Genomic DNA, 25,329 nt, shown 5'->3' with positions numbered 1-25,329 from the left:
GTGGCTCTCGCATCGACCGCGCATTGATTCCAACAGCGCAAAAGGAAAGACCATGGCAAAAGAAGGCATCCACCCGAATTACCGCGAAGTTCTGTTCGTCGACATGTCGAACGGCTTCAAGTTCGTGACCCGTTCGTGCGCGAACACCAAGGAAATGGGCAAGACCGACGACGGTCGCGAACTGCCGCTGTTCAAGCTCGACACCACGAGCGAATCGCACCCGTTCTACACCGGCACTCAGAAGTCGGTCGACAACATGGGCGGCCGCGTCGAGAAGTTCCGCAACCGCTTCGGCAAGACCACCGGCGCTGCTTCGAAGTAAGGCACGCGCTTTTGCGTCGAGGGCAGCCCGGTTTACCGCGCTGCCCTTTTTCTTTCTGAATCCTGCCTTTTTCCGCCACTTGAACCTGCCCACTCCCGCGATCGTTGCCCAGAGCGCCGTGCGCCGGCTGCCGCGCATCGCATTGCTTCTGCTGTGCGCGGCCTACCTGCTGCCGGGCCTGGTTGGCCGGGGTCCCTGGAAGAGCGCCGACATCACGGCCTTCGGCTACATGTCCGAACTGGCTCGCAGCACCGAAGGCATCGCACGCTGGTTCGATCCCATGCTGCTGGGCCTGCGCCCCGAAACCCCCGCCTTGATCCCGTACTGGATCGGCGCACTGGCCATCAAGATCGCCCCGTCGTGGCTGAACCCCGACCTGGCCGTGCGCGTTGCGTTCGCGTTCCTGCTCTGGGGCGCCTTCACCGCCACCTGGTACGCCGTGTACTACCTGGCCCGCACGGCGCGCGCCCAGCCCGTGGCTTTTGCCTTCGGCGGCGAGGCCCGGCCGACCGACTACGCACGCGCCATCGCCGACGGCGGCCTGCTGGCGCTGATCGCCTGCCTCGGCCTGGCCCAGCTCGGCCACGAGACCACCCCCGCACTGGCGCAGCTGTTCTTCGCCTCGCACCTGTTCTATGGCGTGGCCGCACTGCCCTACCGCCGCACCGGCCCGGTGATCGCGCTGACCGTGGGCACCATCGGCATTACGCTGAGCGGCGCGCCCACCGTCGGGCTCGCGCTGGCCATCGGCAGCGCGCTGTACATCGCGTACGAACGCCGGCTTGCCGCGCAGTCCGAACGCGAAAACGCCGACAACAACGAAGACAACGGCCCCGGCTACACACGAGGTGCCCTCCTCACGATGATCGGCATCACGGTGCTGGCGGCGGTGCTGGTGTTCAGCCTGAAGCTGCCGACATGGAAGATCACCGTGGTCGGTGGTTCGCTGCTCGGTGACGTGCGCAGCCAGGCCAAGCTGCTGCTGTGGTTCACCTGGCCGGTCTGGCCGCTCGCCATCTGGACGCTGTGGCGCTGGCGGCGCCAGCTCACGTCGCGCCACGTCGCGCTGCCCTTCTGGTTCGCGCTGGTGCCGCTGGCCGCCACCTGGACCACCGACTACTCCGACCGTTCGCTGCTGCTGGCTCTGCCTGCCTTCGCCACGCTAGCCGCATTCGCCCTGCCCACCTTCCGGCGCAGCGCCGCGGCGCTGATCGACTGGTTCAACGTACTGTTCTTCAGCGGCCTCGCCGTGCTGGGCTGGATCTACTGGATCGCCATGCAGACCGGCGTTCCACCCAAACCGGCCGCCAGCGTCACGCGACTGGTGCCCGGCTTCGTGCCCGAGCTCTCTCCCATTGCCGTGGCGCTCGCCGTGGCTGCAACCATCGCCTGGTGCTGGCTGGTGCGCTGGCGCACGGGGCGGCACCGCGCTGCGCTCTGGAAGACGCTGGTGCTGCCAGCCGGCGGCACGGCGCTGTGCTGGATGCTGCTGATGACGCTATGGCTGCCGCCCATCGACTACGCACGCAGCTTCGCGCCGCAAGTGCGCGCCGTGGCTGAACGCGTCGGCCAGCCGCGCTGCATCGCCGAGCTCGCGCTCAGCCGTCCGCACATTGCGGCGCTGCGCCACCACGGCAACTTCAACGTGCAGCCGCTGCTGCTTGGCACCGACTGCCCGTGGCTGCTCGCTAGCCCCGAAACCATCGAGCGCCTGCACACCATCATTCCCTTCGACCAGTGGCGCTTTGCCGGCACGCTGCGCCGCCCCAGCAGCGCGGCCGACGACCTCTTGCTTTACCAGAAGATCACGCCGCAGTGAGGAGCGAACGGGCTCTGATCGCGCGGCACGCGGGCACGGTGCTCGTGGGCCAGCTGGCCGTGATGGCTTTCGGCGTGACTGACACCATCATCGCGGGCCGCTACTCCGAGCACGCGCTGGCCGCCCTCTCGGTCGGCGCCGCCATCTTCGTCAGCGTATACGTCTCGCTGATGGGCGTGCTGCAAGCTCTGCTGCCGGTCTGGGCCGAACTACATGGCGGCGGCCGCGGCGGTGAAGTGGGCCGCTCGGTGCGGCAATCGCTATACCTCGCCGCGATTGCCGTTGTGGTCGGCATGACGATCCTGCTGCTGCCGGGCGCAGCCCTGCGATGGACCCAGGTGCCGCCGGAAATGCGCGGCGAAGTCGAAGCCTATCTCGCAGTGCTGGCCTTTGCGCTGGCGCCGGCTCTGCTCTTCCGCCTGTTCAGCACGCTCAACCAGAGCCTGGGCAGGCCTCAACTCGTGACCTGGCTGCAGCTCGGTTCGCTAGTCGTGAAGCTGCCCTTGTCGATCTGGTTCACTTTCGGCGGCGCGGGCCTGCCGGCCATGGGCCTCGTGGGCTGCGGCTGGGCCACGCTGTGCGTGAACTGGGCGATGCTCGGCTGCGCCATCTGGCTGCTGCGCAACCGTCCGTTCTACCGCGACTACGGGCTCTGGAAGCGCCTTGAGGCGCCCGACTGGCAGCAGATCCGCAAGTTCGCGCGGCTCGGCGTGCCAGGCGGCCTGGCGGTACTGGTCGAAGTGACCTCGTTCACGCTGATGGCCCTGTTCATCGCTCGCCTCGGCGCCACAGCCGCAGCGGCGCACCAGATCGCGTCGAACCTGCTGGCCGTGGCCTACATGACCCCACTGTCGCTGGCCATCGCGACCAGCGCGCGCGTGAGCTTCTGGCTCGGCGCCGGGGACGCAGCCAAGGCTCGCCACGCTTGCCGGCTGGGCTTCGAACTGACGGCGCTGTGCGCACTGTTCTATGCCACCGCCATGGCCGTGCTGCGCTACGAGCTCGCCAACGTGTATTCCGACAACCCGGCCGTGATCGCGATGGCGGGCGCGCTGTTGCTGGCCGTGGCCCTGTATCACTTCGCGGATGCGGTGCAGACCTTCTGCGTGTTCGTGCTGCGGTGCTACCGGGTCACGCTGGCGCCGCTGGTGATCTATTGCGCGATGCTGTGGGGACTGGGTTTGGGCGGGAGCTATCTGCTGGCGTACCACGGTCTGGGCCCCTGGGCGGCCATGCAGTCACCGCTGGCGTTCTGGATCATGAGCGCCGCCGCGCTGGCCCTGACGGCCCTGCTGTTCGGTGCACTGCTGCGCTGGACGATGCGCCAGCGCGCGAGATAAGCCGCGCCTACTTGGCCAGCACTCGCGCTTCCCGCACGCGCGCTGCCGGAAACAACAGAGCAAAGCGGGAGCCCTTGCCCACCGTGCTTTCGATACGCAGTTCGGCACCGTGCCGCTGGGCGATGTGCTTGACGATCGCCAGTCCCAGTCCCGTGCCGCCAGTCTCGCGCGAGCGGCTGCGATCGATGCGGTAGAAGCGCTCGGTCAGCCGCGGAATGTGCTCGGCGGCGATGCCGGGGCCGGTGTCCTTCACGGCGTATTCGCCGCGCCCGTCAGGCAGTGTCCGCCAGCTCACGGCCACCTCGCCGCCGCCGGGCGTGTAGCGGATGGCGTTGCTCAGCAGGTTCGACATCGCGCTCTGCAGCTCGGTTGGCGCGCCCGACAGTTCCGACTCCGCGTCGACCGTGAACGACAGTCGATGCCCCTGCGGCGTCAGACGCCCCGACAGCCCTCGCCCCTCGTCTTCGCACTGTGCGAGCAGCGCACGAGTGCGGATCCACTGGTTGCCCGAAGGTGCCGCGCTGCCCTCCAGCCGCGACAGCGTCAGCAGGTCGTTCACCAGCGTCTCCATGCGGTGCGATTGCTGCCCCATCAGCGACAGATAGCGCGTGCGCTCTTCCGCATCGAGCGGCAGGTTCTGCAGCGTCTCGACGAAGCCCGCCAGCACCGTAAGCGGCGTGCGGATTTCATGCGACACGTTGGCCACGAAATCGCGCCGCATCGCCTCGGCCTGCTCCAGCGCCGTGATGTCACGCGTCAGCAGCATGCGGCGATTGCCGGCATAGGGATGCACCTGCACCGACAACCGCACCGGATGACCGCGCTGATGCCCATGGCCGAGTCCGGAGGCGTCGATGACCACGTCGCGGCTGTAATTCCAGGACGCGAGGTAGGCAACGAAAGCCGGATCGCGCACGAGGTTGGCGAGGTGCTGTGCCAGATCGCGTTCGGCGTCGATACCGAACTGGCTGGCCGCCGTCTGGTTGCACCATTCGATGCGGCCCTGCTCGTCGAGCAACACCACGCCATTGGGCGACGCCTGGATGGCGGCCAGGAATTCCTGCAGCCGGTCTTCGGCCTGCCGGGTCTGCTGCTCGCGGTCGCGCAGCAGCTTGCGGATGCGCTCGGACAACTCACCCCACACGCCGGACCCGCGCGACGGCAGGCCGGCGGCATCGTTACGCAACACCCGCATCAGCCGCTCGGCGCGCCAGGCGTCAAGCCCCAGCCAGAGTACCGCACCCAGCCAGGCGCCCAGCCACCCGAACTTCCATCCAAAAATGACGATAGCGCCCGCTCCTATTAAGAGGGACGCTATTAAAAATGTAGCAATTCGGAAAGGCATGGCGGGCGATTATCCGCGCCCGCGGCCAAAGGGTGCCACGGCGGTCAAACCGTGACTTGGGCGGTCAGGCGGTAGCCCGCTCCGCGGACGGTTTCGACCATCGGCGCAGCCGCACCCAGCGATTCGCGCAGGCGCTTGACGTGCACGTCGACCGTGCGCTCTTCGATGTAGACGTGGTCGCCCCATACCTTGTCGAGCAGCTGAGCACGGCTGTGCACACGCTCGGCATGCTGCATCAGATAGGCCAGCAGCTTGAACTCGGTCGGCCCGACCTTCAGGGCACCGCCCTGCCAGGTCACGCGGTGCGTGGAGGTGTCGAGTGCGAGCTCGCCGATCTCGACGCGCTCCGTGACCACTTCCGGTGCCCGGCGGCGCAGCACCGCACGGATGCGGGCCAGCATTTCCTGGGTCGAGAACGGCTTGGTGATGTAGTCGTCGGCACCAGCATCAAGGCCGGCGACCTTGTCGGGTTCGTCGCCGCGCGCGGTCAGCATCAGGATCGGGATGGCCTTGGTGCGCGGGTCCTTGCGCCACTGGCGCGCGAGCTGCAGGCCACTTTGACCGGGCAGCATCCAGTCGAGCAGGATCAGATCCGGCAGGAAGGCGTCGATCTCACGCTGGGCCGCAGCACCATCTTCCGACCAGATCGGCTCGAAGCCGTTGTGGCGCAGGTTGACGGCGATCAGCTCGGCGATCGAGGACTCGTCTTCGACGATAAGGACACGGGGTTTCTTCATGCTTTCTTGGGAGTCTTGCCGCTGTTGTTACTGCAGCGCGGACTCGATTTCCTGCATCGAAGTGTGCCGCACATCGGCGCCCTTGACGATGTAGATGATGAATTCGGCGATGTTCTTGGCGTGGTCGCCAATGCGTTCGATGGCCTTTGCCAGGAACAGCAGGTCCAGGCTGGCGGAGATCGTGCGCGGGTCTTCCATCATGTAGGTGACCAGCTTGCGCACGAAACCATCGAACTCCTTGTCGATCAGGTCGTCGTCCTTGAGGATGGACAACGCTGCGGAGGTGTCGAGCCGCGCGAATGCGTCGAGCGCCTTGCGCAGCAGGCCCGAGGCCAGGTCCGCCGCGATACGCAGCTCGGTCGTCGGCAATTGCCGGGCCGAACCGCTCTCGATGATCGACTTGACCATGCGCGCAATCTTGTTGGCCTCGTCACCCACGCGCTCGAGGTTGGCGGTGGTCTTGCTGATGGCGATCAGCAGGCGCAGGTCGCGTGCCGTGGGCTGGCGGCGCGCAATGATCGAAGACAGCTCGCGGTCGATGTCGATTTCCATCGCGTTGACGCGCTGCTCGGTCTCCATCACGCGGTCGGCCGCTTCGACGTCGAACTGCAGCAGCGCGTACACGGCCTGGTGAATCTGCGACTCGACCATGCCGCCGAGCTCCATCACGCGCGACGAGACGCCGTTGAGTTCGCTGTCGAACTGGCTGGAAAGGTGTTTCTCGGTCATGTTGTCTCCTTTGACTTCAACCGAAGCGGCCGGTGATGTAGTCCTCGGTCTCCTTGCGCTGCGGCTTGAAGAACATCTGCTCGGTGGCGCCGAACTCGATCAGATCGCCGAGGTACATGTAGGCGGTGTAGTCGCTGCAGCGGGCGGCCTGCTGCATGTTATGCGTCACGATGACCACCGTGTACTCATTCTTGAGTTCGGCGATCAGTTCCTCGATCTTCGCGGTCGAGATCGGGTCGAGCGCCGAGCAGGGTTCGTCGAGCAGCAGCACTTCGGGCTTGATCGCGATGCCGCGCGCAATGCACAGGCGCTGCTGCTGGCCGCCGGAGAGGCCCGAGCCGCTTTGCTGCAGCTTGTCGCGCACTTCGGTCCACAGCGCGGCCTTCTTCAGGGCCCATTCAACGCGGTCGTCCATTTCACTGGCCGAGAGGTTCTCGAACAGCTTCACGCCAAAGGCGATGTTGTCGTAGATCGACATCGGGAACGGCGTGGGCTTCTGGAACACCATGCCGACCTTGGCGCGAATCAGTGCCACGTCTTGCTTCGAGGTGAGCAGGTTCTCGCCATCGAGGGCGATGGTGCCTTCGGCGCGCTGCTCCGGATAAAGCTCGAACATGCGGTTGAAGGTGCGCAGCAGGGTCGATTTGCCGCAGCCCGACGGGCCGATGAAGGCCGTGACCTTGTTCTCGGGAATCTCGAGGTTGATGCCCTTGAGCGCGTGGAACTTGCCGTAGTAGAAATTCAGGTCCTTGACCGAGATCTTCGAGCGCGACGGTTGTGCAACGGTATTTGGCATGTTGTCTTCTTCTGCTGGGTTCAGTGTTTGTTGCGCGTCAGGACCCGCGCCAGGATGTTGAGGGCGAGCACGGCGACAGTGATCAGGAACACGCCGGCCCATGCCAGCTGTTGCCAGTTCTCGTACGGGCTCATCGCGAACTTGAAGATCGTGACCGGCAGGCTGGCCATTGGCTGGCTCACGTCAGCGGTCCAGAACTGATTGTTCAGTGCGGTGAAGAGCAGTGGTGCGGTTTCGCCGGCGATGCGAGCCACGGCCAGCAGCACACCGGTGACCACGCCGGCGCGGGCAGCGCGCAGCGTGATGCTGAGGATGACCTTCCACTTCGGCGTGCCGAGCGCGTAGGCCGCTTCGCGCAGGCCAGGCGGCACCAGCTGCAGCATGTTCTCGGTGGTGCGGATCACGACCGGAATCACGATCAGCGCCAGTGCAATCGCACCGGCCAGACCCGAGAAGGTCTTGAAATAGGCCACCACCACGGCATACACGAACAGGCCGATCACGATCGACGGCGCCGACAACAGGATGTCGTTGACGAAGCGCGTGACCGAGGCGAGCCAGCCCTTGGGGTTGTATTCGGCCAGATAGATGCCGGCCATGATGCCGATGGGCGTACCCACGCAGGTGGCCAGCATCACCATCACGAACGAGCCGAAGATCGCATTCGCGATACCGCCCGCCTCGTTTGGCGGCGGCGTCATTTCGGTGAAGGTGGCGAGGGCGAGGCCGCCCACGCCCTGACGCAACGTTTCCCAAAGGATCCAGACCAGCCAGAACACGCCGAAGGCCATCGCGGCGAGCGACAGCGTGAGCGCGATCTTGTTGACGCGGTTGCGCGAGGCAAACTTGGCCTGGCGCGTTTCGGCCAATGCCTTGGCCGCGAGAAGATTCTGGGCGGTGCTCACGATTTGGTTCCTTCGCTCTTCTTCATCTTGGCCAGCAGCATCTTGGAGAGCGACAGCACGACGAAGGTGATGAAGAACAGCACGAGGCCGAGGTACATCAGCGCGGCCTGATGCAGGCCCGCGCCGGCTTCGGCGAATTCGTTGGCGAGTGCCGAGGTGATGCTGTTGGCAGCCTCGAACACGGAAAGGGAGTTGAGCTGGTTCATGTTGCCGATCACGAACGTGACCGCCATCGTTTCACCCAGCGCCCGGCCGAGGCCGAGCATGATGCCGCCGATCACGCCGGCCTTGGTGTAAGGCAGCACGACCTTGGAAACGACTTCCCAGGTGGTGGAGCCGAGGCCGTAGGCCGACTCTTTCAGCAGCGGCGGCGTCACTTCGAACACGTCGCGCATCACCGAAGCGATGAACGGAATGATCATGATCGCGAGGATGATGCCGGCCGACAGGATACCGATGCCCACGGGCGGGCCAGACACCAGCGCGCCGAGGTACGGCACGCCGCTGAGCAGCTTCTGCAGCGGCTGCTGCACCCAGGTGGAAAGGATCGGGCCGAACACCAGCAGGCCCCACATGCCGTAGACGATGGAAGGCACCGCCGCCAGCAGTTCAATGGCCGTGCCCAGCGGGCGCTTGAGCCAGTTGGGCGAGAGTTCCGTCAGGAAGAGCGCAATGCCGAAGCTCACCGGCACCGCGATCACCAGCGCGATGATCGAAGTGGCCAGCGTGCCGTAGATCATGACCAGGCCGCCGTACTCCTCCTTGACCGGATCCCACACGCTGCTCGTGAGAAAGCCGAGGCCGTACTTCGAAATGGCGGGCCAGGCGCCGACAACCAGCGACAACAGGATGCCGATGAGCATCGCGAGCGTCAGCAGCGCGGCGCCCTTGGCGGCCCAGCCGAACAGCCGGTCAGCCATCGGGCCGGAGCGCGGAGCCTTCACGGGCGGCGGGGGTGCAGTAGCACGACCGCGCTCGGCCGCGAGGTCGAGAGAGGTGGTGGCAGCGGGAAAGGTGGATGACACTGGTCGCTCCGGCAAAGACGAAAGCGGCGCGTCCTGGAGCGAAGAATTGCTCATGGGCGCGCCGTCCTGGACTGATAGGTAGATTTACTTGAACGCGACGGCCTTGCCCGACGCATCCTTCACATCACCCCATGCCTTGGCGATGGTGGCCTTCACGGCGTCAGGCATCGGCACGTAGTCGAGATCGTCGGCCGTCTTGTCGCCGCTCTTGTAGGCCCAGTCGAAGAACTTGAGCACGGTGGTCGCGTTGGCGGGCTTGTCCTGCACCTTGTGCATCAGGATGAACGTGGCGCCGGTGATGGGCCATGCGTCCTTGCCAGCCTGGTTGGTCAGCACCTGGTAGAAGCTCTTGCTCCATTCAGCACCAGCGGCGGCGGCCTTGAATGCCGAGTCGTCGGGCGACACGAAGGTGCCGGCGGCGTTCTGCAGCTGGGCGTACGTCATCTTGTTTTGCTTCACGTAGGCGTACTCGACGTAGCCGATCGAGTTGGGCAGGCGGTTCACGAAAGCGGCGACGCCTTCGTTGCCCTTGCCACCCGCGCCGGTGGGCCAGTTCACGGCCGTGCCTTCGCCGACCTTGGTCTTCCACTCGGCGTTGACCTTGCTCAGGTAGTTGGTGAACAGGAAGCTGGTGCCCGAACCGTCGGCGCGGCGAACCGGGGCGATGGCGGCGTCAGGCAGGGCCAGCGAACCGTTCAGTGCCTTGATGGCGGGGTCGTTCCACTTGGTGATCTTGCCGAGGTAGATGTCGCCCAGAACCTGACCGTTGAGCTTCAGCTCGCCGGGCTTGATGCCCTGAATGTTGACCACGGGAATCACGCCACCGATGACGGTGGGGAACTGCATCAGGCCCTTGGCCTGCAGTTCGTCGTCCTTCAGGGGGGCGTCCGACGCGCCGAAGTCGACGGTCTTGGCTTCGATCTGCTTGATGCCGGCGCCCGAGCCGACCGACTGGTAGTTGATCTTGACGCCGGTGGCCTTGTTGAAGTCAGAGGCCCACTTGGCGTACAGCGGTGCCGGGAAGCTGGCGCCAGCGCCGGTCACGTCTTGTGCGAAGGCGGGAATGGAGAACACCGCGGCCACCAGGCCGGCTGTTGCAAATTTGAACGTCGTTTTCATGAAGCTTCCTTTAGAAGTAAGAAGTAGTCCCTTTTTCGGGCTTGGACGGACTCTAGAAAGCTTGTGTGACATCGGTGTGACACCCCTCTGTCGAGGGAAAATGCCTTTATTCCCCCGGCGGTTCGTGTGACGCTGTCACATAACCGTCATGCACCGCGCCTAGCCTTCCAAACCTCGCCATTGCGCGATCCGAGAGGTGGCGCGCCCTGTCACGGCGCTACGATCAAACACAAAGACACCGCCTTCTTCTTCAGAACCACATGCAAAACGGCACCCGCCTCGCAGCAGTCGACCTGGGCTCGAACAGCTTCAGGCTCGAAATCGGACAGGTCGACCACGGCCAGATCCACCGCACCGAATATCTCAAGGAGACGGTTCGCCAGGGCAACGGCCTGGACAGCGCGCGCAACCTCACGGCCGAGGCAATGCAGCGAGGCTGGGACGCGCTCGCGCGTTTCGGCGAACGCCTGGCCGGCTTCAAGCGTTCGCAGGTTCGGGCCGTGGCCACGCAAACGCTGCGCGAAGCGCGCAACCGCGAAGAATTCCTGTTGCGCGCACGCACCATTCTGGGCTTCGGCATCGACGTGATCCCGGGCCGGGAGGAGGCCCGCCTCATATATCAGGGCGTGGCGCACATGCTGCCGCACACCGACGCCTCCGACAGCGAGCGCCGGCTGGTGGTCGACATCGGCGGGCGCTCAACCGAAATGATCATCGGCCACGCCCTCGAGGCCGACCGCATGGAGTCGTACCGGGTCGGCAGCGTCGCCTGGTCGATGAAACACTTCGGCGAAGGCCTGTTTACCGCCAGCGCCTTTCGCGCGGCCGAAGTGGCTGCCAAGGCCGTGCTCGACGACGCCCTCGCCACTTACACCCGCGACCAGTGGGACGTGGCCTACGGCGCGTCCGGCACCATCGGCGCCGTCGGCGACGTGCTGGCCGCGGCGGGTGGCAAACCCGGCCTCGTCACGCGCGAAGGCCTCGACTGGCTGCTCGACCGCCTGCTCAAGGCCGGCAGCGCCGACAAGCTGCGCATCGACGGCATGCGGGAAGACCGCAAGGCCGTCATCGGCGGCGGAGTGAGCGTGCTGCGCGCGGTGTTCGACCTGCTCGGCATCCAGGAAATGAAAGTCGCCCAGGGCGCCCTGCGCCACGGCGTGCTCTATGAATTGCTGGAACGCGACGAAAGCGTGGCCGACATGCGCACCGCCACGGTGGCGCGGCTGGCCAATCGCTTCACCGTCGACACGACCCAGGCCAAGCGAGTGGGCGAAACGGCCGCCGCACTGTTCGTGCAGCTCTCCCCCGCCGCGCGCGGCGGCAGTACATCAAGCCGGGCTGGCCGGGCCTTGCGCAAGCTGGGCTGGGCGGCGCAGTTGCACGAGATCGGCACGCTGATCTCACACAGCGACTATCACAAGCACGGCGCCTACATCCTCGACAACACCGACGCGCCCGGCTTTGCGGTGAACGAGATGCACGCGCTCGGCCAGTTGGTGCTGGGCCAGCGCGGCAAGCTGCGCAAGCTCGAAGCATCGCTGGACGATGAGACCTTCGTGATGCAGTTGCTGTCACTTCGGCTCGCGGTGATCCTGTGCCACGCGCGCCGCGACCCTGATCCGCAAGCGCTGCACCTCGCGGCGCTGGGCGTACGGGCCTTCACCATTGTTTGTGCCCCGGACTGGGCCGAGGCGTTTCCGCAATCGGCGCACCTCCTGCGCGAAGAAGTGCTGGCCTGGCAGAAGATCAGCAGTTGGCGCGTCGAGCTCAGCGGCTGCTGAGCCAGCCGCCCCATTAGTTAGTTAGAGCAGTTCCGGCGACTGCACCGTCACAACGACGGTCTGCACATCGCCGTCGCGCTCGCGCGTGCGAATCCACCACAGTGCTCCCTTGCGAACCGGGCAGCTGTCCTGCTTGAGGCCCAGCAGCAGGGAGATAGCCTGCCCCACCGATGGCTGGTGGCCGATCATCAGCACCACCGACTTGCCGTTGGGCCAACCGGCCGCGCCAAGCAGCGCCTCTGCCGTCGTGTCGGGCGCGAGCTCTGAGCGCAGCTTGTACTTGCGACCCAGCGCCAGCGCAGTCTGTTCGCAGCGCCGCGCGGGGCTGCAGATGATGCGCGTGCCGTCCGGCAACTGACGGTCCAGCCAAGTGGCCATCCGCTTGGCCTGCTTTTCGCCGCGCGCGGTGAGGGAGCGCTGCATGTCGTCGCAACCCTCGGTCCAGTCCTCGGCTTCGGCGTGACGCCAGAAGATCAAGTCCATGGTCATCGTCTTTCGATCTTCAGTTGCTGGATGCATCTCTGAGATGCCCTCTGGATGCGTAGCGGTTCATGAGCGCGGCCTGCGCACCGTGGGCCTCGACGACGGGCGATGCGCCTGCCTCGCCCGAATGCGTATCGTGATCGACGCGCGTGTAGATGCCGTCCGCGCCCAGATCCCAGGCGTCGCGCCCGTCGTGCAGGTAGGCCACCAGGCATTCGTCGATCAGCCGCTGGCGCAGTCCCGGGTCCGTTACAGGCCACGCCAGCTCGATGCGCCGCATCATGTTCCGGTTCATCCAGTCGGCGCTCGACAGGTACAGCGATTCATCCTCGCCATTGCGGAAATAGAAGACCCGCGAATGCTCCAGGAAGCGACCGATCACCGAGCGCACGCGGATGTTGTCGGTGAGCCCCGGCACCTGCGCGGGCAGCGTGCATGCGCCGCGCACGATCAGATCGATCTTCACGCCCTTCTGCCCCGCACGGACCAGCGAGGCGATGATCTCGTCGTCGGTCAGCGCGTTCATCTTGGCGACGATGCGCGTCGACTGGCCGGCCGCTGCGGCCAGGCCCAGCGCATCGATCTGCGCCACGATGTTCTTGTGCAGGTCGAACGGCGCCAGCCACATGCGGTTGAGCTTGGGCAAGCGGCTCTGGCTCGCCAGATGCACGAACACGGCTTCCATGTCGGCCGTCAGCATCGGATCGGCCGTGAGGTGGCTGATGTCGGTGTAGAGCCTGGCAGTGCGCGGGTTGTAGTTGCCCGTGGACAGATGGCCGTAGCGGCGCAATTGCTTGCCCTCGCGCCGCGTCACCAGCAGCATCTTGGCGTGGGTCTTCAGGCCGACCACGCCGTACACCACCTGCGCGCCGATCGATTCGAGCATTTCAGCCCAGTTGATGTTGGCCTCTTCGTCGAAGCGAGCCTTCAGCTCCACCACTACCGTGACTTCCTTGCCGCGGCGCACGGCTTCGCGCAGCAGATCCATCATTTCCGAATCGGCGCCCGTGCGGTAGATGGTCTGCTTGATCGCCAGCACCTGCGGGTCGAGCACCGCTTCGCGCAGGAAGGCCAGCACGCCCTCGAAGCTTTCGAAGGGCTGGTGAATCAGCACATCGCCGCGCTGCAGCCGCTCGAAGAACGACTGCCCGGGCGACAGCGCAACGGGGTAGGAAGCCGGATACGGCGGAAAGCGCAGTTGCGGCTCGTCGAGCAGGTCGGCCAGTTGCGTGAGCCGGGCCAGGTTGACCGGGCCATGCACGCGGTACAGCGCCTCGGGCGGCAGGTTGAACTGCGCCAGCAGGAAACTCGCGAGAGACTCGGCGCAGCTCGCCGACACTTCCAGCCGCACGGCCTGGCCATAGTGCCTGTGCTGCAGCCCCTGGCGCAACGCGGTGCGCAGGTTCTTGACGTCTTCCTCGTCCACGGCAAGGTCGGAATGCCGGGTAACGCGGAACTGCGAGAAATCGCCCACCTCGCGCCCCGGAAACATGCTCGCCAGATGCGCGCGCACCACGCTAGACAGTGCCACGAACAGCGTCTTGCCATCCGACACCTTGGCCGGCATCTTGATCAGACGTGGCAGAACTCGCGGCAGCTTGACGATCTGGATCGGGTTTTCGCGCCCGAAAGCATCCTTGCCACCCAGCCTCACGATGAAGTTGAGCGACTTGTTGGCCACCTGCGGGAACGGGTGCGCCGGGTCGAGGCCGACTGGAATCAGCAACGGGCGCACTTCGCGCTCGAAATACTCGCTGACCCACTTGCGCTGCGCCGGGTTGCGCTCGCCATGCGAAATGATGTGGATGCCGTGCGTCGCGAACGTCGGCATCAGCTCGTCGTTGTACAGCGCGTACTGGCGCGCCACGAGCTTGTGAGCCGCCTCGGCCAGCCGTTCGAACGACTCGACCGTGTAAGTGCCCTTGTGGTCCCCAGCGCTGCCCGCGATCAGGTGCGGTGCGGCGCGGACCTCGAAGAATTCATCGAGATTCGACGAAACAATGCACAGGTAGCGCAGCCGCTCGATCAGCGGCACCTCTTTGCGATGCGCCCAGTCGAGCACACGCTCGTTGAACGAAAGAATGCTGTGGTCGCGGTCCAGCAATGTGAACGTGGGTGCCGCAACGTCAAGCGACGGATCTGCGGAGGCGGGTGACATGGGCACTGATTCTGGAGCAAGCGGCACAGGAGAACACGTAGGCTGAAATATGACAGTGTCAACCCCTCTTGTGACAGTTCCATGACTATCCCGTGACGCCTCTGAGCCAGCCGCGTGCTGGCTGGCAGCGCCAAGCGTAGAAGCGGGCGGCCCGGTTTCGGGCCGGTCGGCCGCCGGCTTCATGCGCCCAGGAAGTGCTTGCGGTAGCGCGCCGGCAGATCGTCGATGCGCATCAGCATCGGCAGGTCGGCGGCGTTGAAATCCGGATCCCAGGCGGGTGCGCCGAGCACCTTCGCACCCAGGCGCAGGTAGCCCTTGATGAGCGCCGGCGGCTCCACGTCGAGCGTGCTGTCGAGCCGCTCGACCGGCAACGGCAGGCGGGGCTGCACCTGATACTGGATCGGTGCCATGTGCTTGGCCGACACCTGGCGCCAGATGCTGGCTGCGGCGTCGCCGTTCGTGACACCGTTGTGTGACATCGGAATGCTCGCGCAACCAATCATCGTGTCCAGTTTGTTGCGGTGCATGAAGCCAGCCAGCGCACCCCAGAGTGCGAGGATGACGCCGCCCTGGCGGTGGTCGGGATGCACGCAGCTGCGGCCCAGCTCGACCATGCGCTCGCGCAGGTCGCGCAGGCGGGTGAGGTCGAATTCAGTATCGCTGTAGGTGCTGCCGACGCGGCGGGCCTGGGCAGGCGTGAGTACGCGATAGGTGCCGATGACCTGCTGGGTCAGTTCGTCGCGCACGAGCAGGTGCTCGCAGAAGTCGTCGAACAGGTCGATGTCGTGGCCGGCCAGCGGTGACGAAACCCGGGCGCCCATTTCGCCGACGAACACGTCGTAGCGAAGGCGTTGGGCAGCGCGCACGTCATCAAGGTGGCGGGCCCAGCCCACGGTGATGCCTTGCTTGGACTCGACGGCCGGCGGCAGGATGACAGCGGGCGCCTGGGGCACCGATGTGCGGGCAGCAGCAACAGCGGTAGACACACCGGTTGCAGGAGCGGGCCACAAGGCCGCGCGCAGCCCGATCTGCGAAAGCGGAAACGTCGGGTTGGGCAGTTCTTTCATGGGGAACCCTTTCTGCCGAGGGAGTCTCCGCACCTGCGATGAAGCGGGCATGTCAGGAACATTGCAGGCACGTGACGTTGTTACAGCCCAAAGCCGCCTGTGAAACGCCTGCAAACCGCTTGGCGCCGCTTCGTCGTCTAATGCGGTGGATTCGCGAAATGGAGCTCCACCTATGGCCACCACCAACGCAACCGGCACCGACAGCAGCCGCCTTCACCAGACTTTCCCCGTCCTCAGTGACACTGAGATTGCGCGCATTGCACGCTTTGGCAGTGTTCAGCAATTCGCACGCGGCACCAGACTATTTACGGCAGGCGAAACCGGCCCCGGCATGTTCGTGCTGCTGAAAGGCGTTGTGGCCGTCACGCAACGCGACGGCCTTGGTCATGTAGTGCCGATCGTGCGGCAAGGGCCAGGTGAATTCCTGGCCGAAGTCGGCCAGCTGAGCGGCCGCCCTGCCCTGGTCGACGGCCATGCCGACGAAGACGTCGAAGCGCTGCTCGTATCGCCCGCGCAACTGCGTGCGCTGCTGGTGGCCGAAGCCGACTTGGGCGAGCGCATCACCCGCGCGCTGATCCTGCGGCGCGTGGCGCTGATCGAGTCCGGCGCCAGCGGCCCGGTGCTGATCGGCCAGCCCCAGTCACCCGACATGGCACGACTGGAAAACTTCCTTCGCCGCAACGGCTATCCATATCACCTGGTCGACGCCGCCGAAGACCCCGACGCGGCCGCGCTGCTCGCGCAGTACGGCGCCAGCAAACTGCTGGCCGTGTGCCCTGACGGTTCGGTGCTGGTCAACCCGGCCGACGAGGCGCTGGCGCGCTGCCTCGGCATGGTCGACACCGCCGAGCGCAACGAGTTGTTCGACGTGGCCGTTGTCGGCGCCGGGCCGGCCGGCCTGGCGACCGCTGTTTACGCGGCCTCGGAAGGCCTGCGCGTGATCGTGCTCGACTGCCGCGCCTTCGGCGGCCAGGCCGGCGCCAGCGCGCGCATCGAGAACTACCTGGGCTTTCCGACCGGCATCTCGGGACAGGCGCTGGCGGGGCGCGCTTTCGTGCAGGCGCAGAAGTTCGGCGTCGAGATGCTGATTCCGGCCAAGGTCGTGTCGCTCGACTGCTCGCGCGACAACCCGCTCGAAAGCCTTGCCATTGCACTGGCAGACGGCCGTACGATCCACGCGCGCACGGTGGTCATCGCCAGCGGCGCACGCTACCGCCGCCCCGATGTTCCTCGCCTCGCCGAATTCGAAGGCCGCGGCGTCTGGTACTGGGCCTCGGCCATCGAGGCAAAGATCTGCTCGCAGCAAGAAGTGGCGCTGGTCGGCGGCGGCAACTCGGCCGGCCAGGCCGCCGTGTTCCTGTCGCGCCACGCGGCCAAGGTCAACGTGCTGGTGCGCGGGCCGTCGCTGGCGGCCAGCATGTCGCGCTACCTCATCGACCGCATCGAGGCCACGCCGAACATCTCGCTGCAGCCGCACACCGAGCTCGTACGCCTGCATGGCGGCTCCGACGAAGGCCTCACTGGCGCGACATGGCGTTGTCACACCTCAGGCAACGAACATGACTGCGCGGCGCGCAACATCTTCCTGTTCGTCGGCGCAGAGCCTGAGACTTCGTGGCTCGACGGCTGCGGCGTGGCGGTTGACAAGCACGGCTTCGTGTTGACGGGCACCGCCGCCAGCAGCGGCTTTCCGGCGCGGCCGTCCACGGCGCTCGAATCGAGCGTATCGGGCGTGTTCGCCGTGGGCGACGTGCGCTCGGGCTCGGTCAAGCGTGTGGGCGGCGCCATCGGTGAGGGCGCGGCCGCGGTCGCGCTGATTCATCAGCACCTGTCGCAGGCCTCGGCCGTCGCCTGAAGCGCGCCCCTAATCAATCCATCGTCAAGACAAAGGAGCCCGACGTTGCCCATCAAACCCTGTGACCACGTGCCCGCCGAGATCGCGCAGCCTCATATCCAGCACGGCCAACGCGGCTGCGAAGACTGCCTGAAGACCGGCGACACCTGGGTCCACCTTCGCCTGTGCGTGCACTGCGGCCATGTGGGCTGCTGCGATTCGTCGAAGAACCGTCACGCAACAAGGCATTCGCACGCCGAAGGCCATCCCGTCATCCAGTCGCTCGAACCCGGCGAAGACTGGATGTGGTGCAACGCACACGAGAAGCAGGTCGGCTGAGATCCCGTCTGGCAGATTGCGAATGAATTCCCGCGCCTGCACGCGTTTGAACTCGCACGTATAAGCTGCCGGGCTCGCATCAAATCCACCGGAGTGCCAGACAACATGCCTGCATCGCCCATCGAGGTCTATTCGTGGCCCACGCCGAACGGCCACAAGATTCACATCATGCTGGAGGAGTGCGGCCTGCCCTACCACGCGCACCCCGTGAATATCGGCAAGGGCGACCAGTTCGCGCCCGACTTCCTGCAGATCAGCCCGAACAACAAGATCCCCGCCATCACCGACCCCGACGGTCCGGACGGCAAGCCGATCTCGCTCTTCGAATCAGGCGCCATCCTCGTCTACCTCGCGGGCAAGACCGGCAAATTTCTGCCTACCGGCGACCGTGAACGCTACGACGTGCTGCAGTGGCTCATGTTCCAGATGGGGGGCGTCGGCCCGATGCTCGGCCAGGCGCACCACTTCCGGCTGTACGCGCCCGAGAAGGTCGCCTATGCGATCGACCGCTACAGCAACGAGGCCAAGCGCCTCTACGGCGTGATCGACAAGCAGTTGTCGAAGAACAAGTTCATCGCGGGCAAGAGCTATTCGATTGCCGACATCGCCATCTTCCCGTGGCTGCGCAGTTGGGAAAACCAGGGCATCACCCTCACCGACTTCCCGCACCTGAAGGAATGGTTCGATGGCATCGCAGCGCGTCCAGCCGTGCAGCGCGGCGTGAAGGTGCTGGCTGACCTGCGCAAGCCGATCACCGGCGATAAAGAACGCGAGATTCTCTTCGGCAAGACGCAGTACGAGAAACGCTGACTGAGAAACTTCGGGGATCGGCCAATATCCGGGCTAGAATAGAAGGCTTGTCGGGGTGTAGCGCAGCCTGGTAGCGCATCTGGTTTGGGACCAGAGGGTCGAAGGTTCGAATCCTTTCGCCCCGACCAAAAAAACGTAATGCGGACAATCACTTAGGTGGTTGTCCGCATTTTCGTTTCTGGGGCCTTCTTCTAACCGTTTGCCATCTTTCTAACGGCAGCCACGACCTATTCCGTCGCAGGCTCGGCACTGAACCTCAACAGGTGGCGTTTCAGCGTCTCCACCTCGTCCGCCCAGGTCAACCAGCAGTCGAAGCCGCGGGGAGTTGAGGGAGGGAGCCAAAGCCTCAGAGTTCATGCGGGTTGTAGAACCATCTTTCCCAAAATGCCTACAAGAATGCCTACACTTTGAGCATGCATAGCGCCGTGAAGAAGCCACAAGCCTGTGTATGGCGATAGCGAGAACTCTAGTCGCTCACAGCGCCCAACTCACCTTTTGCGGTTGGAATTGGGATTAAGTTGACAGTGTCTGGCAGCGCTCGCGTGAGCTGACTCACCAGTCGGCCGAGGGGCCCAAACTTATCTGCCTTAGTGAGATACAGACTTTCATAGTCTAGGCCTGAGGCAATCTTGTGCGAATCTGCCGCGCGCTTCCGATAGCTCATCTCAACAGACTTCAGCACTTTATCTATCAACGAGGCAGGATGCTCCAGCTGCTCAACATCATATTCTTCGAGATCAAATCCAACAATTTTATTGACCGCAGGAATATCGAGCTTTTCGCTATATTTCAAAAAAAATTGTGGCACCGACAGAAACCACGCCTCAACCTCTTCAATTGCAACCGTTATTTCAACGACCAGGTCGTGGCTCTTGCTCTCACCTTCAGTCCACGCATCGATCTTGGCAGGATTAACCTTGGCCCTCGTACTACTACCCGTATATCTATCACGAAGCCCAAACACCAAATCAATTCCACGTTTTTTTATAGCAGCAAGATTATCGCGGATATAGGAATTCACAGACTCATCACCTTGCATATTCATAATCTGAATACGGTGCGTTGCGTCCTCTTCGGGCACACCCTTTTTAGCGATGCTCAAAATCTGACCCGCATGATATTTTTCAAGGAAAACGACATATTTTCCAAGCGCACACATTTCTTCAATAAATTTGAAAAGAAATATTTGCTCCGTTTGACCTTCCACCAAAAAAAGCGTGCGCTTCATTTCATTTATCGCTTGCTCGCCCGTGTCTAAGATATCCTTTTCTTGAAAAGAAATCGAAATTGCTAAATCCTAGCTCTTCGAACTCCTCAAATGCTTCCGGCGAGTTTCGCTCATTAAAGACAACGACCTTTCCACCATCTCTTTGTATAATTGACCAGTTTTCGAGAGGCACAGAATTCATAACGAAACGATCGTTCGTCGTCATGACTAACTGCAGAAATCCTTTTTGAGCTTCTTCGATGAAGATTTTTATTAGCTTGGTTGAGCGATCAAAATCAAGGCCCTCGCCAATATCGTCTATTATCAAGCAATCTCTTTTCTTCAACAGACGACTTACGTGCAAAAAGACTAGAGACGCCAACGCACGAATCATTCCTGACGACATCGCAAATTGAGGTATTTCGGTTTGCACGCCTTTTTCTCTGACAACTAAGGTTTGAGCCGCACCCTTAGGTGCAAAAGACGTCGGAATTGGCAGCGACACGCCTGCTAAGGGTTTCAGTGCGAAGCTCTCCAAATCGTAACCAAGCCGCCTCATATCTTGTAAAACGGATGAAGTGAAGGCGTGCGCAAAACGGTCTTTTCCGAGCTTCATGAGCACATGAAAATTTTCATGCGGCGGCACTGCCCCCATCATTTCAAAATTAATCTTACCCTCAAACGCGGTAAATTGAGACTGTTCTATAAGAGTAAATGAAAACAGTTTTACCGTTGCAGCCCAATCATGCAATGGTTCGAAAAAAGAGTGCTGCACAGCATCACGCCTAGCAGTTACCGCCAATAAAATTGCGGGAATCTGAACATCAATGGACGTCTTTTCTTTCTCAAAGCGCAGGCGACTTGTTCCATTTTCTTTTCGATCCAATTTAATTGCAGCATCGACAAGCAATCGCTCCGAAACAATTTTGTTCTTTACGATAGTAAATTCGTAGACGATTACGTCATCTAAAGACGGCGCACTAAACGTAGCCTTATAGCTACCCGTCGTGAGCTTTACAGGGCTCACCGAACCGTCAATCATTCGCGCTAGTCCGTGGATGACCCGAAGCAAGCGAGACTTGCCCGTGGCGTTTAGTCCAACTACAAGATTGATAGGCTGCAGTTCAAACTTATCCAACTGCCACGTTCGAGTCGTGTCCTCCTCAAACTCAGAGTAGGAAATGCTTAGTAGACGCGGGACGCTAGTAGCGTCGGATGTGTTGGCCATGGCTTAGTGTAGGCTCTCGCCCAGTCAATTCGATGGCACGGTTCGTCAACCTCCTCCAAGGCTGACGCCAGGCGCTCACGTTGACCGAAAAACTCTCCGCGCACTGGAGAGCCAACAACAACGCTTATCCGCAGAAGTTCGTGCTGAGCCCAGCACTGCGCGACCAGTATCTGCACTCCATGAGCCTCGTCACGAGCAACCATGGCAAGACGATCACCATGCCCAAGAAGCATATGGGCGTGCGCATCGAGATCGATGAGCATTCACCAGGCGTGATGGTGGCCGCCGATGGCACCGAGGTCGCGTTGCAGTAAAAGTGTGACGCCCTCCCCCGCTGGGGCCCCCGGGGCAACACAGGAACGTCATGGCCATCGCCAGCAGCCCGCTTCAGCGGGCTTTTTTTCGCCCAAAGCTTGCGCACCAGATCCGGCCGTCGCACTGCCGTCCATTTAGTCGCCCCAGAATTCCGGGGAGGGGTCGGGAAAAGCCTGATCTTCCTAACCGACCACCCCAAACACCCAGCAGAGCCTTTATCCATGCGGATTTCCGCACTTCTGACAAACCTGATTTTTCCCTAACCTAAACCTAACCAGATCAGGGTGCCGCGCTCTGACTTTTGAAAAACCAAAACTCCATACAAATCAACAACTTAGAAAAAAATCAGGGTTGTAGTTAGGTCAAATTAGGGTGAGGCCTAACCTGTCCGGCGCTAGGCGCCATGCGGGTTCGCGGCCGATTTCGCCACCCAGATTAGGAAATCAGGCTTTCCCCGAACCCATACTGGAATTGCCCCTCGGCGTTGCGCCCCCTCGACACCTGTCAATCGGCCCACGTTGCATCCTCAAAGCCCGTCATTTCCCGCCGCCGCCGAAGCAGCGGCGGCGGGCCGCCACGCGGCACGGCGCTTGGCCGCAAGCTGCTTCGACCGACCCGACGAAAGAGACCCATTTAGCGGGCAGGCGTGGCGGGGTCAAGACCGCGCGCCACGGGGGCAGGTCGCCTACGGGCCTCCGAGCCCCCTGAATGACACAAAGGGTGCAAGCCGGGCCTTGGCAGGCCCATGGTCGATCCAAATCGCGAAGGGGAAGGGGTCAAGGTGGGTGTGGAATCAATGCGGCACGGCGTAGCTCGCGTCGCCGCCTACATCCAGTGGGCATCGTGGCGTCGGCCATACTGCATCCCATGGTCGAGCTAATGCATCACTTCAAGACAACGGCCGAAGTCCATTTCGTCACCTTGTCGTGCGTGCAGACGCCTCCAAGTGGGAGCGAGAAGCAGTTGGTCTTCTCGGGCTTCGTTGCCGAACTTTCAGACGGGTGGTTCTACGTGACCGCAGGCCACGTTCTTCGACGCCTGGATGAAGCCTTGCGCTCCGGTTCGAACTTCACCACCTGGCGCCTAGGTGATCAAAGAGCTGCGCGGGGTCGATTCAATGACAAAGCCATCCCGTTCGAATTCACGCGCGACGAGTGGCTAGTCATCGAGAACGACGCTTCGGGTCTCGACTATGCGGTGATCTACCTGCATGGTCATATCCAACGCCTGCTCGAGGTTGGCGGAGTGTCCGCGTTGGGCCGATCAGCATGGGCCTACCCTGTGCCTTCACCTGACATTCAGTGGGCAGTCATGGGCGTTCCTTCGGAATCGGTCACCTTCGACGGCATCACAACGCTCAGCGCGAAGTTTGTGATCATTCGTCTCATGCCCGCACCGGCGCCGCCGGATGTCGACGCTCGCGCTGAAAATCAAATCTACGCGCGATTGATCGATGGCTCCGAAGAGATCATGGCAAACGCAGACGGCCTGAGCGGTGGGCCGGTCTTCCAAGTCAGAGAGGTCGATGGCGTCTGTAAATATGCGTTGATCGGCATACAGAGTTGCTGGTACCCACAGCAGCGAGTTGTAGCCTTCTGTCCGTGGATCACCTTCGCCGATGAGCTCGAGAAGGAAATCGAATTGGCTCGCCGAACTTTGCAAGACGGGTGCGGTGTAGGCACAGCTCTAGACGGGGAGCAGTGACTCCCCGCCGAAAAAACATCAGAAGTTCGTGATCAGAAGTTCACGCGACGGCGAGCGGCGGTCAGCCGAGCCGACTGAGTAGGTTATCGACAGCGGACGCTGCTTCAGTCCGGCGAAGGCTTGACGTATCTCGGGCAAGTCATTGACGCTGACCACCGCCCTCCCCTTCATTGACTTGATCAGCGCAGACAGACGGTCGTACTGCTCGAGCCCGAACGGCACGTCATAGCCAGTGGTCCCCCAGTACGGCGGATCGAGGTAGAACAAGGTGTGGCTACGGTCATAGCGTTCGACGCACGCGGCCCAGTCGAGCCGCTCGATGGTGACCTGGTGCAGCCGCAGGTGCACCGCACTTAGATCCTCTTCCATGCGCAACAGGTTCATCCGGCCGGGCGACGCGGTCGCGGTGCTGAACGTGCGGCCCTCGACCTTGCCTCCGAATGAATGCTTCTGCAGGTAGAAGAAGCGCGCCGCGCGCTGGATGTCGGTCAGCGTTGCCGGCGGCGTCTCCTTGAGCCAACCGAAGATCTCGCGGCTTGTGAGCGCCCAGGAGCGCCAGCAGAGCCTCGAACTCGACAACGTGGTGCCCATGCCCTTGCGAGGCACGAAATGACGGTGCTCGCCCTCGTAGAGGTAGGCGCCAAGCCCGCGGCCAAGGTGGTGTTCGTCTCACCGTCCTGCGTCGGGCACAGCAAGTTTCCCGTGCCCGCGCTGGTCACGCCTTTCCGCGCCTGTGTGCTGTGCACGCACTCTACGACGCGGGCCGGCCGCCTGCTGTGCGACAGCCCGGCCGTGCGGCTGGCCGGCCAGCCCGAAGCGCTGGACGTGGCGCGCGCCGCCACTGGCAGTTGCGGCCCGAATGCCCGGCATCTCGACATGCAAGCCTGGTACTGACCACGGCGAAGCGACATGGCCCACGCGATTGAACCCAACGACCAGCAGTTGCGCGAGGCATGCGCGCGTATGGCGCGGCGCTTCTGCTGGGCCGACAGCTTCGACGTGGTGATGCAGGACGCGCGCCGCAGCCGGCTCGTGCGCATCGCAGCCAAGCACCCGACCGCCGCCGGCTTCACGCCGGCATGCACACCCGCCAGCCGGCTCGCCGGCCGCAGTTGCCGCCCGCTGGCGGCCTCCCCCTCTTCGACCGCAAGCGCGCCGCCTCGGGCGAGCGCGACGACGACTGAGCCACTCCAACAGAACTTTCAACATGAAACGCGTCTACATTGAATCTCCCGGCCTCCTGGACAAGACCACCCAGCGCAGCATCACGGTGATCGCCTTCACCGGAGAAACCGGAGCAGGCAAGGACAGCGCCGCCGCTGTCCTGCACAACCACTGCCGCTTCGAGACCATCGCATTTGCCGATGCGCTGCGACGCGAAATCGCCGCAGCATGGCGCATCGACGAACGGATGCTGAACCACCGGCCGACGAAGGAATGGTCGATCCCCGCGCTTGCCGTGGGCATGTGCAGCGAGCCAGCCTTCATCAACTGGTGCTTTGATGCCGGCGAGAGTCGGCACGAGCCGCGAAGCCCACGCTGGGCAATGCAGCATTGGGCAGACTTTCAGCGGCGCTACCGTCCGACCTACTACGCCGACATCGTCACCCACTGGATCGGCCGGAAAGCCGCTGTAGGCTTTCGTCGGATTGCAATCACGGATTTGCGCGACCCGGTCGAGGAGGCCGCACTGCACGCGCTCGGCGTCCAACTCAGCAAGGTGCGCATTCACAGCCCGCGCGCTACAACGCTGTGTTCTGATACGGCGCATCACAGCAGCGAGCGGCATCGAATCGCCGCCGACTTCGACGTGCTGAACGACGGAAGCTTCGAGGCGCTGCGCGACGGCGTCATGTTGCTACCGCCTGTTCTACGTTTGGCTGCAACTGGAGAAAAGGGCCAGGCATGAGCTCTGCACCCTCCACGCGACATTTCCGCGATCGATCAGCACGGCACCACGCAGTCCCAACTGCTCAGCATGAAGGAGTCTTCTTGAGACTCATCCACGTCCACACGCCTACTCGTCCCCCAGCAGGCCGAACTTGGGGACTAGTCCTTGGCCTTCAGCGCTCGGAAGTTGATGGCGAGATTCGTAAGCACCGCAGCCGCAAATGCAGAGTCCGTGATCTTGTGTTTCACGATCAATTGTTGGGCCAATTGGATTTGAGTTTCGGTGAGGTCCTTCGTCGCCTGGTTCAGAGGGCCGGTAATGTTGGCAATCGGTGCGGTCATATCTTTTCCTTTGGAACGTGGTTGATCGGCACTT

General features: G+C 63.2%; 25 protein-coding genes, 1 tRNA gene and 1 pseudogene. 13 read left to right on the top strand and 14 right to left on the bottom strand.

Annotation, left to right across the window (positions count from 1 at the left end):
- Nucleotides 1-52 precede the first annotated feature (52 nt).
- The 3 genes from AC07O3_RS02050 (at nt 53) to AC07O3_RS02040 (ending at nt 3,481) form a co-directional block, all read left to right on the top strand.
- Nucleotides 53-322, top strand: a complete 270-nt coding sequence (locus AC07O3_RS02050; RefSeq protein WP_019653042.1) for a type B 50S ribosomal protein L31 — start codon at nt 53-55, stop codon at nt 320-322.
- Between the two features lie 79 nt (nt 323-401).
- Entirely contained in the window at nt 402-2,141 is a 1,740-nt protein-coding gene (locus AC07O3_RS02045) for a hypothetical protein (RefSeq protein ID WP_495338461.1), read from the top strand.
- The gene (locus tag AC07O3_RS02040) at nt 2,138-3,481 is read left to right on the top strand and encodes an MATE family efflux transporter (RefSeq protein WP_495338460.1); all 1,344 of its coding nucleotides are present in this window, start codon (nt 2,138-2,140) and stop codon (nt 3,479-3,481) included. The genes AC07O3_RS02045 and AC07O3_RS02040 overlap by 4 nt, the downstream gene beginning before the upstream one ends.
- Before the next feature lie 7 nt (nt 3,482-3,488).
- On the opposite strand, the gene phoR is transcribed toward AC07O3_RS02040, so the two are convergent.
- From phoR to pstS, 7 genes are read right to left on the bottom strand one after another with little or no spacing between them, the layout of a single operon-like run.
- Nucleotides 3,489-4,826, bottom strand: a complete 1,338-nt coding sequence (gene phoR, locus AC07O3_RS02035; RefSeq protein WP_176928775.1) for a phosphate regulon sensor histidine kinase PhoR — start codon at nt 4,824-4,826, stop codon at nt 3,489-3,491.
- 44 nt (nt 4,827-4,870) lie between these two features.
- On the bottom strand, nt 4,871-5,563 hold the full coding sequence (gene phoB / locus AC07O3_RS02030; RefSeq protein WP_007836652.1) for a phosphate regulon transcriptional regulator PhoB: 693 nt from the start codon (nt 5,561-5,563) through the stop codon (nt 4,871-4,873).
- Nucleotides 5,564-5,590: 27 nt separating this feature from the next.
- A complete protein-coding gene (gene phoU, locus AC07O3_RS02025; protein ID WP_093054321.1) occupies nt 5,591-6,292 on the bottom strand; it encodes a phosphate signaling complex protein PhoU in 702 nt (233 codons plus the stop codon).
- Between the two features lie 16 nt (nt 6,293-6,308).
- The gene (gene pstB, locus AC07O3_RS02020) at nt 6,309-7,088 is read right to left on the bottom strand and encodes a phosphate ABC transporter ATP-binding protein PstB (protein ID WP_021007056.1); all 780 of its coding nucleotides are present in this window, start codon (nt 7,086-7,088) and stop codon (nt 6,309-6,311) included.
- 20 nt (nt 7,089-7,108) lie between these two features.
- A complete protein-coding gene (gene pstA, locus AC07O3_RS02015) occupies nt 7,109-7,993 on the bottom strand; it encodes a phosphate ABC transporter permease PstA (RefSeq protein WP_093075052.1) in 885 nt (294 codons plus the stop codon).
- Entirely contained in the window at nt 7,990-9,072 is a 1,083-nt protein-coding gene (pstC, locus tag AC07O3_RS02010; RefSeq protein ID WP_093054317.1) for a phosphate ABC transporter permease subunit PstC, read from the bottom strand. Before pstC ends, pstA begins: the two co-directional genes overlap by 4 nt.
- A gap of 30 nt (nt 9,073-9,102) precedes the next feature.
- Nucleotides 9,103-10,137, bottom strand: a complete 1,035-nt coding sequence (pstS, locus tag AC07O3_RS02005; RefSeq protein ID WP_093054315.1) for a phosphate ABC transporter substrate-binding protein PstS — start codon at nt 10,135-10,137, stop codon at nt 9,103-9,105.
- 260 nt (nt 10,138-10,397) lie between these two features.
- On the opposite strand from pstS, the gene AC07O3_RS02000 reads away from it, so the two are divergent.
- Entirely contained in the window at nt 10,398-11,918 is a 1,521-nt protein-coding gene (locus tag AC07O3_RS02000) for a Ppx/GppA phosphatase family protein (protein WP_495338459.1), read from the top strand.
- 21 nt (nt 11,919-11,939) lie between these two features.
- Here the strand turns inward: AC07O3_RS02000 and AC07O3_RS01995 are convergent, their stop codons facing one another.
- From AC07O3_RS01995 to AC07O3_RS01985, 3 genes are read right to left on the bottom strand one after another with little or no spacing between them, the layout of a single operon-like run.
- The gene (locus AC07O3_RS01995) at nt 11,940-12,401 is read right to left on the bottom strand and encodes a SixA phosphatase family protein (protein ID WP_176928784.1); all 462 of its coding nucleotides are present in this window, start codon (nt 12,399-12,401) and stop codon (nt 11,940-11,942) included.
- A gap of 19 nt (nt 12,402-12,420) precedes the next feature.
- Nucleotides 12,421-14,742: a polyphosphate kinase 1 gene (gene ppk1 / locus AC07O3_RS01990; protein WP_495338458.1), complete on the bottom strand. Its 2,322-nt coding sequence runs from the start codon at nt 14,740-14,742 to the stop codon at nt 12,421-12,423.
- Nucleotides 14,739-15,626: a GNAT family N-acetyltransferase gene (locus tag AC07O3_RS01985; protein WP_495338457.1), complete on the bottom strand. Its 888-nt coding sequence runs from the start codon at nt 15,624-15,626 to the stop codon at nt 14,739-14,741. Before AC07O3_RS01985 ends, ppk1 begins: the two co-directional genes overlap by 4 nt.
- Nucleotides 15,627-15,798: 172 nt before the next feature.
- Between AC07O3_RS01985 and AC07O3_RS01980 the strand changes: the two genes are divergently transcribed.
- From AC07O3_RS01980 to AC07O3_RS01965, 4 genes are all read left to right on the top strand, one after another.
- Nucleotides 15,799-17,481: an FAD-dependent oxidoreductase gene (locus AC07O3_RS01980; RefSeq protein ID WP_426392783.1), complete on the top strand. Its 1,683-nt coding sequence runs from the start codon at nt 15,799-15,801 to the stop codon at nt 17,479-17,481.
- Between the two features lie 45 nt (nt 17,482-17,526).
- Complete coding sequence (locus tag AC07O3_RS01975) at nt 17,527-17,799, top strand: UBP-type zinc finger domain-containing protein (RefSeq protein ID WP_307613974.1); 273 nt, start codon at nt 17,527-17,529, stop codon at nt 17,797-17,799.
- Between the two features lie 105 nt (nt 17,800-17,904).
- The gene (locus tag AC07O3_RS01970) at nt 17,905-18,609 is read left to right on the top strand and encodes a glutathione binding-like protein (protein WP_093054305.1); all 705 of its coding nucleotides are present in this window, start codon (nt 17,905-17,907) and stop codon (nt 18,607-18,609) included.
- A gap of 51 nt (nt 18,610-18,660) precedes the next feature.
- Nucleotides 18,661-18,737: transfer RNA gene (locus AC07O3_RS01965), tRNA-Pro, on the top strand.
- A gap of 338 nt (nt 18,738-19,075) precedes the next feature.
- Here AC07O3_RS01965 and AC07O3_RS01960 read toward each other — a convergent pair.
- Together AC07O3_RS01960 and AC07O3_RS01955 are read right to left on the bottom strand one after the other, a co-directional pair.
- A complete protein-coding gene (locus tag AC07O3_RS01960) occupies nt 19,076-19,837 on the bottom strand; it encodes a hypothetical protein (RefSeq protein WP_495338456.1) in 762 nt (253 codons plus the stop codon).
- A gap of 1 nt (nt 19,838) precedes the next feature.
- Nucleotides 19,839-21,044, bottom strand: coding sequence for an AAA family ATPase (locus AC07O3_RS01955; protein ID WP_495338455.1), 1,206 nt, complete (start codon nt 21,042-21,044; stop codon nt 19,839-19,841).
- A gap of 80 nt (nt 21,045-21,124) precedes the next feature.
- On the opposite strand from AC07O3_RS01955, the gene AC07O3_RS01950 reads away from it, so the two are divergent.
- The gene (locus AC07O3_RS01950; RefSeq protein ID WP_495338454.1) at nt 21,125-21,358 is read left to right on the top strand and encodes a hypothetical protein; all 234 of its coding nucleotides are present in this window, start codon (nt 21,125-21,127) and stop codon (nt 21,356-21,358) included.
- 868 nt (nt 21,359-22,226) lie between these two features.
- Nucleotides 22,227-23,063, top strand: coding sequence for a hypothetical protein (locus AC07O3_RS01945; RefSeq protein ID WP_495338453.1), 837 nt, complete (start codon nt 22,227-22,229; stop codon nt 23,061-23,063).
- Between the two features lie 18 nt (nt 23,064-23,081).
- On the opposite strand, the pseudogene AC07O3_RS01940 reads toward AC07O3_RS01945, so the two are convergent.
- Nucleotides 23,082-23,612 (bottom strand): annotated as a pseudogene (locus AC07O3_RS01940) (DNA adenine methylase); the annotation flags it as partial.
- Between the two features lie 60 nt (nt 23,613-23,672).
- Here AC07O3_RS01940 and AC07O3_RS01935 point away from each other — a divergent pair.
- Genes AC07O3_RS01935 through AC07O3_RS01925 form a run of 3 tightly spaced genes read left to right on the top strand, consistent with a single transcriptional unit; the run spans nt 23,673 to nt 24,972 of the window.
- Complete coding sequence (locus AC07O3_RS01935) at nt 23,673-23,957, top strand: hypothetical protein (protein ID WP_495338452.1); 285 nt, start codon at nt 23,673-23,675, stop codon at nt 23,955-23,957.
- A 15-nt stretch (nt 23,958-23,972) separates the two neighbouring features.
- Nucleotides 23,973-24,290, top strand: a complete 318-nt coding sequence (locus AC07O3_RS01930; protein ID WP_495338451.1) for a hypothetical protein — start codon at nt 23,973-23,975, stop codon at nt 24,288-24,290.
- Nucleotides 24,271-24,972, top strand: coding sequence for a hypothetical protein (locus AC07O3_RS01925; protein WP_495338450.1), 702 nt, complete (start codon nt 24,271-24,273; stop codon nt 24,970-24,972). Before AC07O3_RS01930 ends, AC07O3_RS01925 begins: the two co-directional genes overlap by 20 nt.
- 140 nt (nt 24,973-25,112) lie before the next feature.
- Here the strand turns inward: AC07O3_RS01925 and AC07O3_RS01920 are convergent, their stop codons facing one another.
- A complete protein-coding gene (locus AC07O3_RS01920; RefSeq protein WP_495338449.1) occupies nt 25,113-25,295 on the bottom strand; it encodes a hypothetical protein in 183 nt (60 codons plus the stop codon).
- Nucleotides 25,296-25,329 lie beyond the last annotated feature (34 nt).

The organism is Variovorax sp. GW821-FHT09D05, assembly GCF_059416325.1.
This window is presented reverse-complemented; position numbering and strand designations above follow the sequence as displayed.

Excerpts from the sequence above, each read along its gene's own strand:
- AC07O3_RS02050 (WP_019653042.1), top strand. The coding sequence starts at position 53 with ATGGCAAAAGAAGGCATCCACCCGAATTACCGCGAAGTTCTGTTCGTC.
- phoR (WP_176928775.1), bottom strand. The coding sequence starts at position 4,826 with ATGCCTTTCCGAATTGCTACATTTTTAATAGCGTCCCTCTTAATAGGA.
- phoB (WP_007836652.1), bottom strand. The coding sequence starts at position 5,563 with ATGAAGAAACCCCGTGTCCTTATCGTCGAAGACGAGTCCTCGATCGCC.
- phoU (WP_093054321.1), bottom strand. The coding sequence starts at position 6,292 with ATGACCGAGAAACACCTTTCCAGCCAGTTCGACAGCGAACTCAACGGC.
- pstB (WP_021007056.1), bottom strand. The coding sequence starts at position 7,088 with ATGCCAAATACCGTTGCACAACCGTCGCGCTCGAAGATCTCGGTCAAG.
- pstC (WP_093054317.1), bottom strand. The coding sequence starts at position 9,072 with ATGAGCAATTCTTCGCTCCAGGACGCGCCGCTTTCGTCTTTGCCGGAG.
- pstS (WP_093054315.1), bottom strand. The coding sequence starts at position 10,137 with ATGAAAACGACGTTCAAATTTGCAACAGCCGGCCTGGTGGCCGCGGTG.
- AC07O3_RS02000 (WP_495338459.1), top strand. The coding sequence starts at position 10,398 with ATGCAAAACGGCACCCGCCTCGCAGCAGTCGACCTGGGCTCGAACAGC.
- AC07O3_RS01995 (WP_176928784.1), bottom strand. The coding sequence starts at position 12,401 with ATGGACTTGATCTTCTGGCGTCACGCCGAAGCCGAGGACTGGACCGAG.
- ppk1 (WP_495338458.1), bottom strand. The coding sequence starts at position 14,742 with ATGAAGCCGGCGGCCGACCGGCCCGAAACCGGGCCGCCCGCTTCTACG.
- AC07O3_RS01985 (WP_495338457.1), bottom strand. The coding sequence starts at position 15,626 with ATGAAAGAACTGCCCAACCCGACGTTTCCGCTTTCGCAGATCGGGCTG.
- AC07O3_RS01980 (WP_426392783.1), top strand. The coding sequence starts at position 15,799 with ATGGCCACCACCAACGCAACCGGCACCGACAGCAGCCGCCTTCACCAG.
- AC07O3_RS01970 (WP_093054305.1), top strand. The coding sequence starts at position 17,905 with ATGCCTGCATCGCCCATCGAGGTCTATTCGTGGCCCACGCCGAACGGC.
- AC07O3_RS01960 (WP_495338456.1), bottom strand. The coding sequence starts at position 19,837 with ATGAAGCGCACGCTTTTTTTGGTGGAAGGTCAAACGGAGCAAATATTT.
- AC07O3_RS01955 (WP_495338455.1), bottom strand. The coding sequence starts at position 21,044 with ATGGCCAACACATCCGACGCTACTAGCGTCCCGCGTCTACTAAGCATT.
- AC07O3_RS01945 (WP_495338453.1), top strand. The coding sequence starts at position 22,227 with ATGGTCGAGCTAATGCATCACTTCAAGACAACGGCCGAAGTCCATTTC.
- AC07O3_RS01935 (WP_495338452.1), top strand. The coding sequence starts at position 23,673 with ATGACGGTGCTCGCCCTCGTAGAGGTAGGCGCCAAGCCCGCGGCCAAG.
- AC07O3_RS01930 (WP_495338451.1), top strand. The coding sequence starts at position 23,973 with ATGGCCCACGCGATTGAACCCAACGACCAGCAGTTGCGCGAGGCATGC.
- AC07O3_RS01925 (WP_495338450.1), top strand. The coding sequence starts at position 24,271 with ATGAAACGCGTCTACATTGAATCTCCCGGCCTCCTGGACAAGACCACC.
- AC07O3_RS01920 (WP_495338449.1), bottom strand. The coding sequence starts at position 25,295 with ATGACCGCACCGATTGCCAACATTACCGGCCCTCTGAACCAGGCGACG.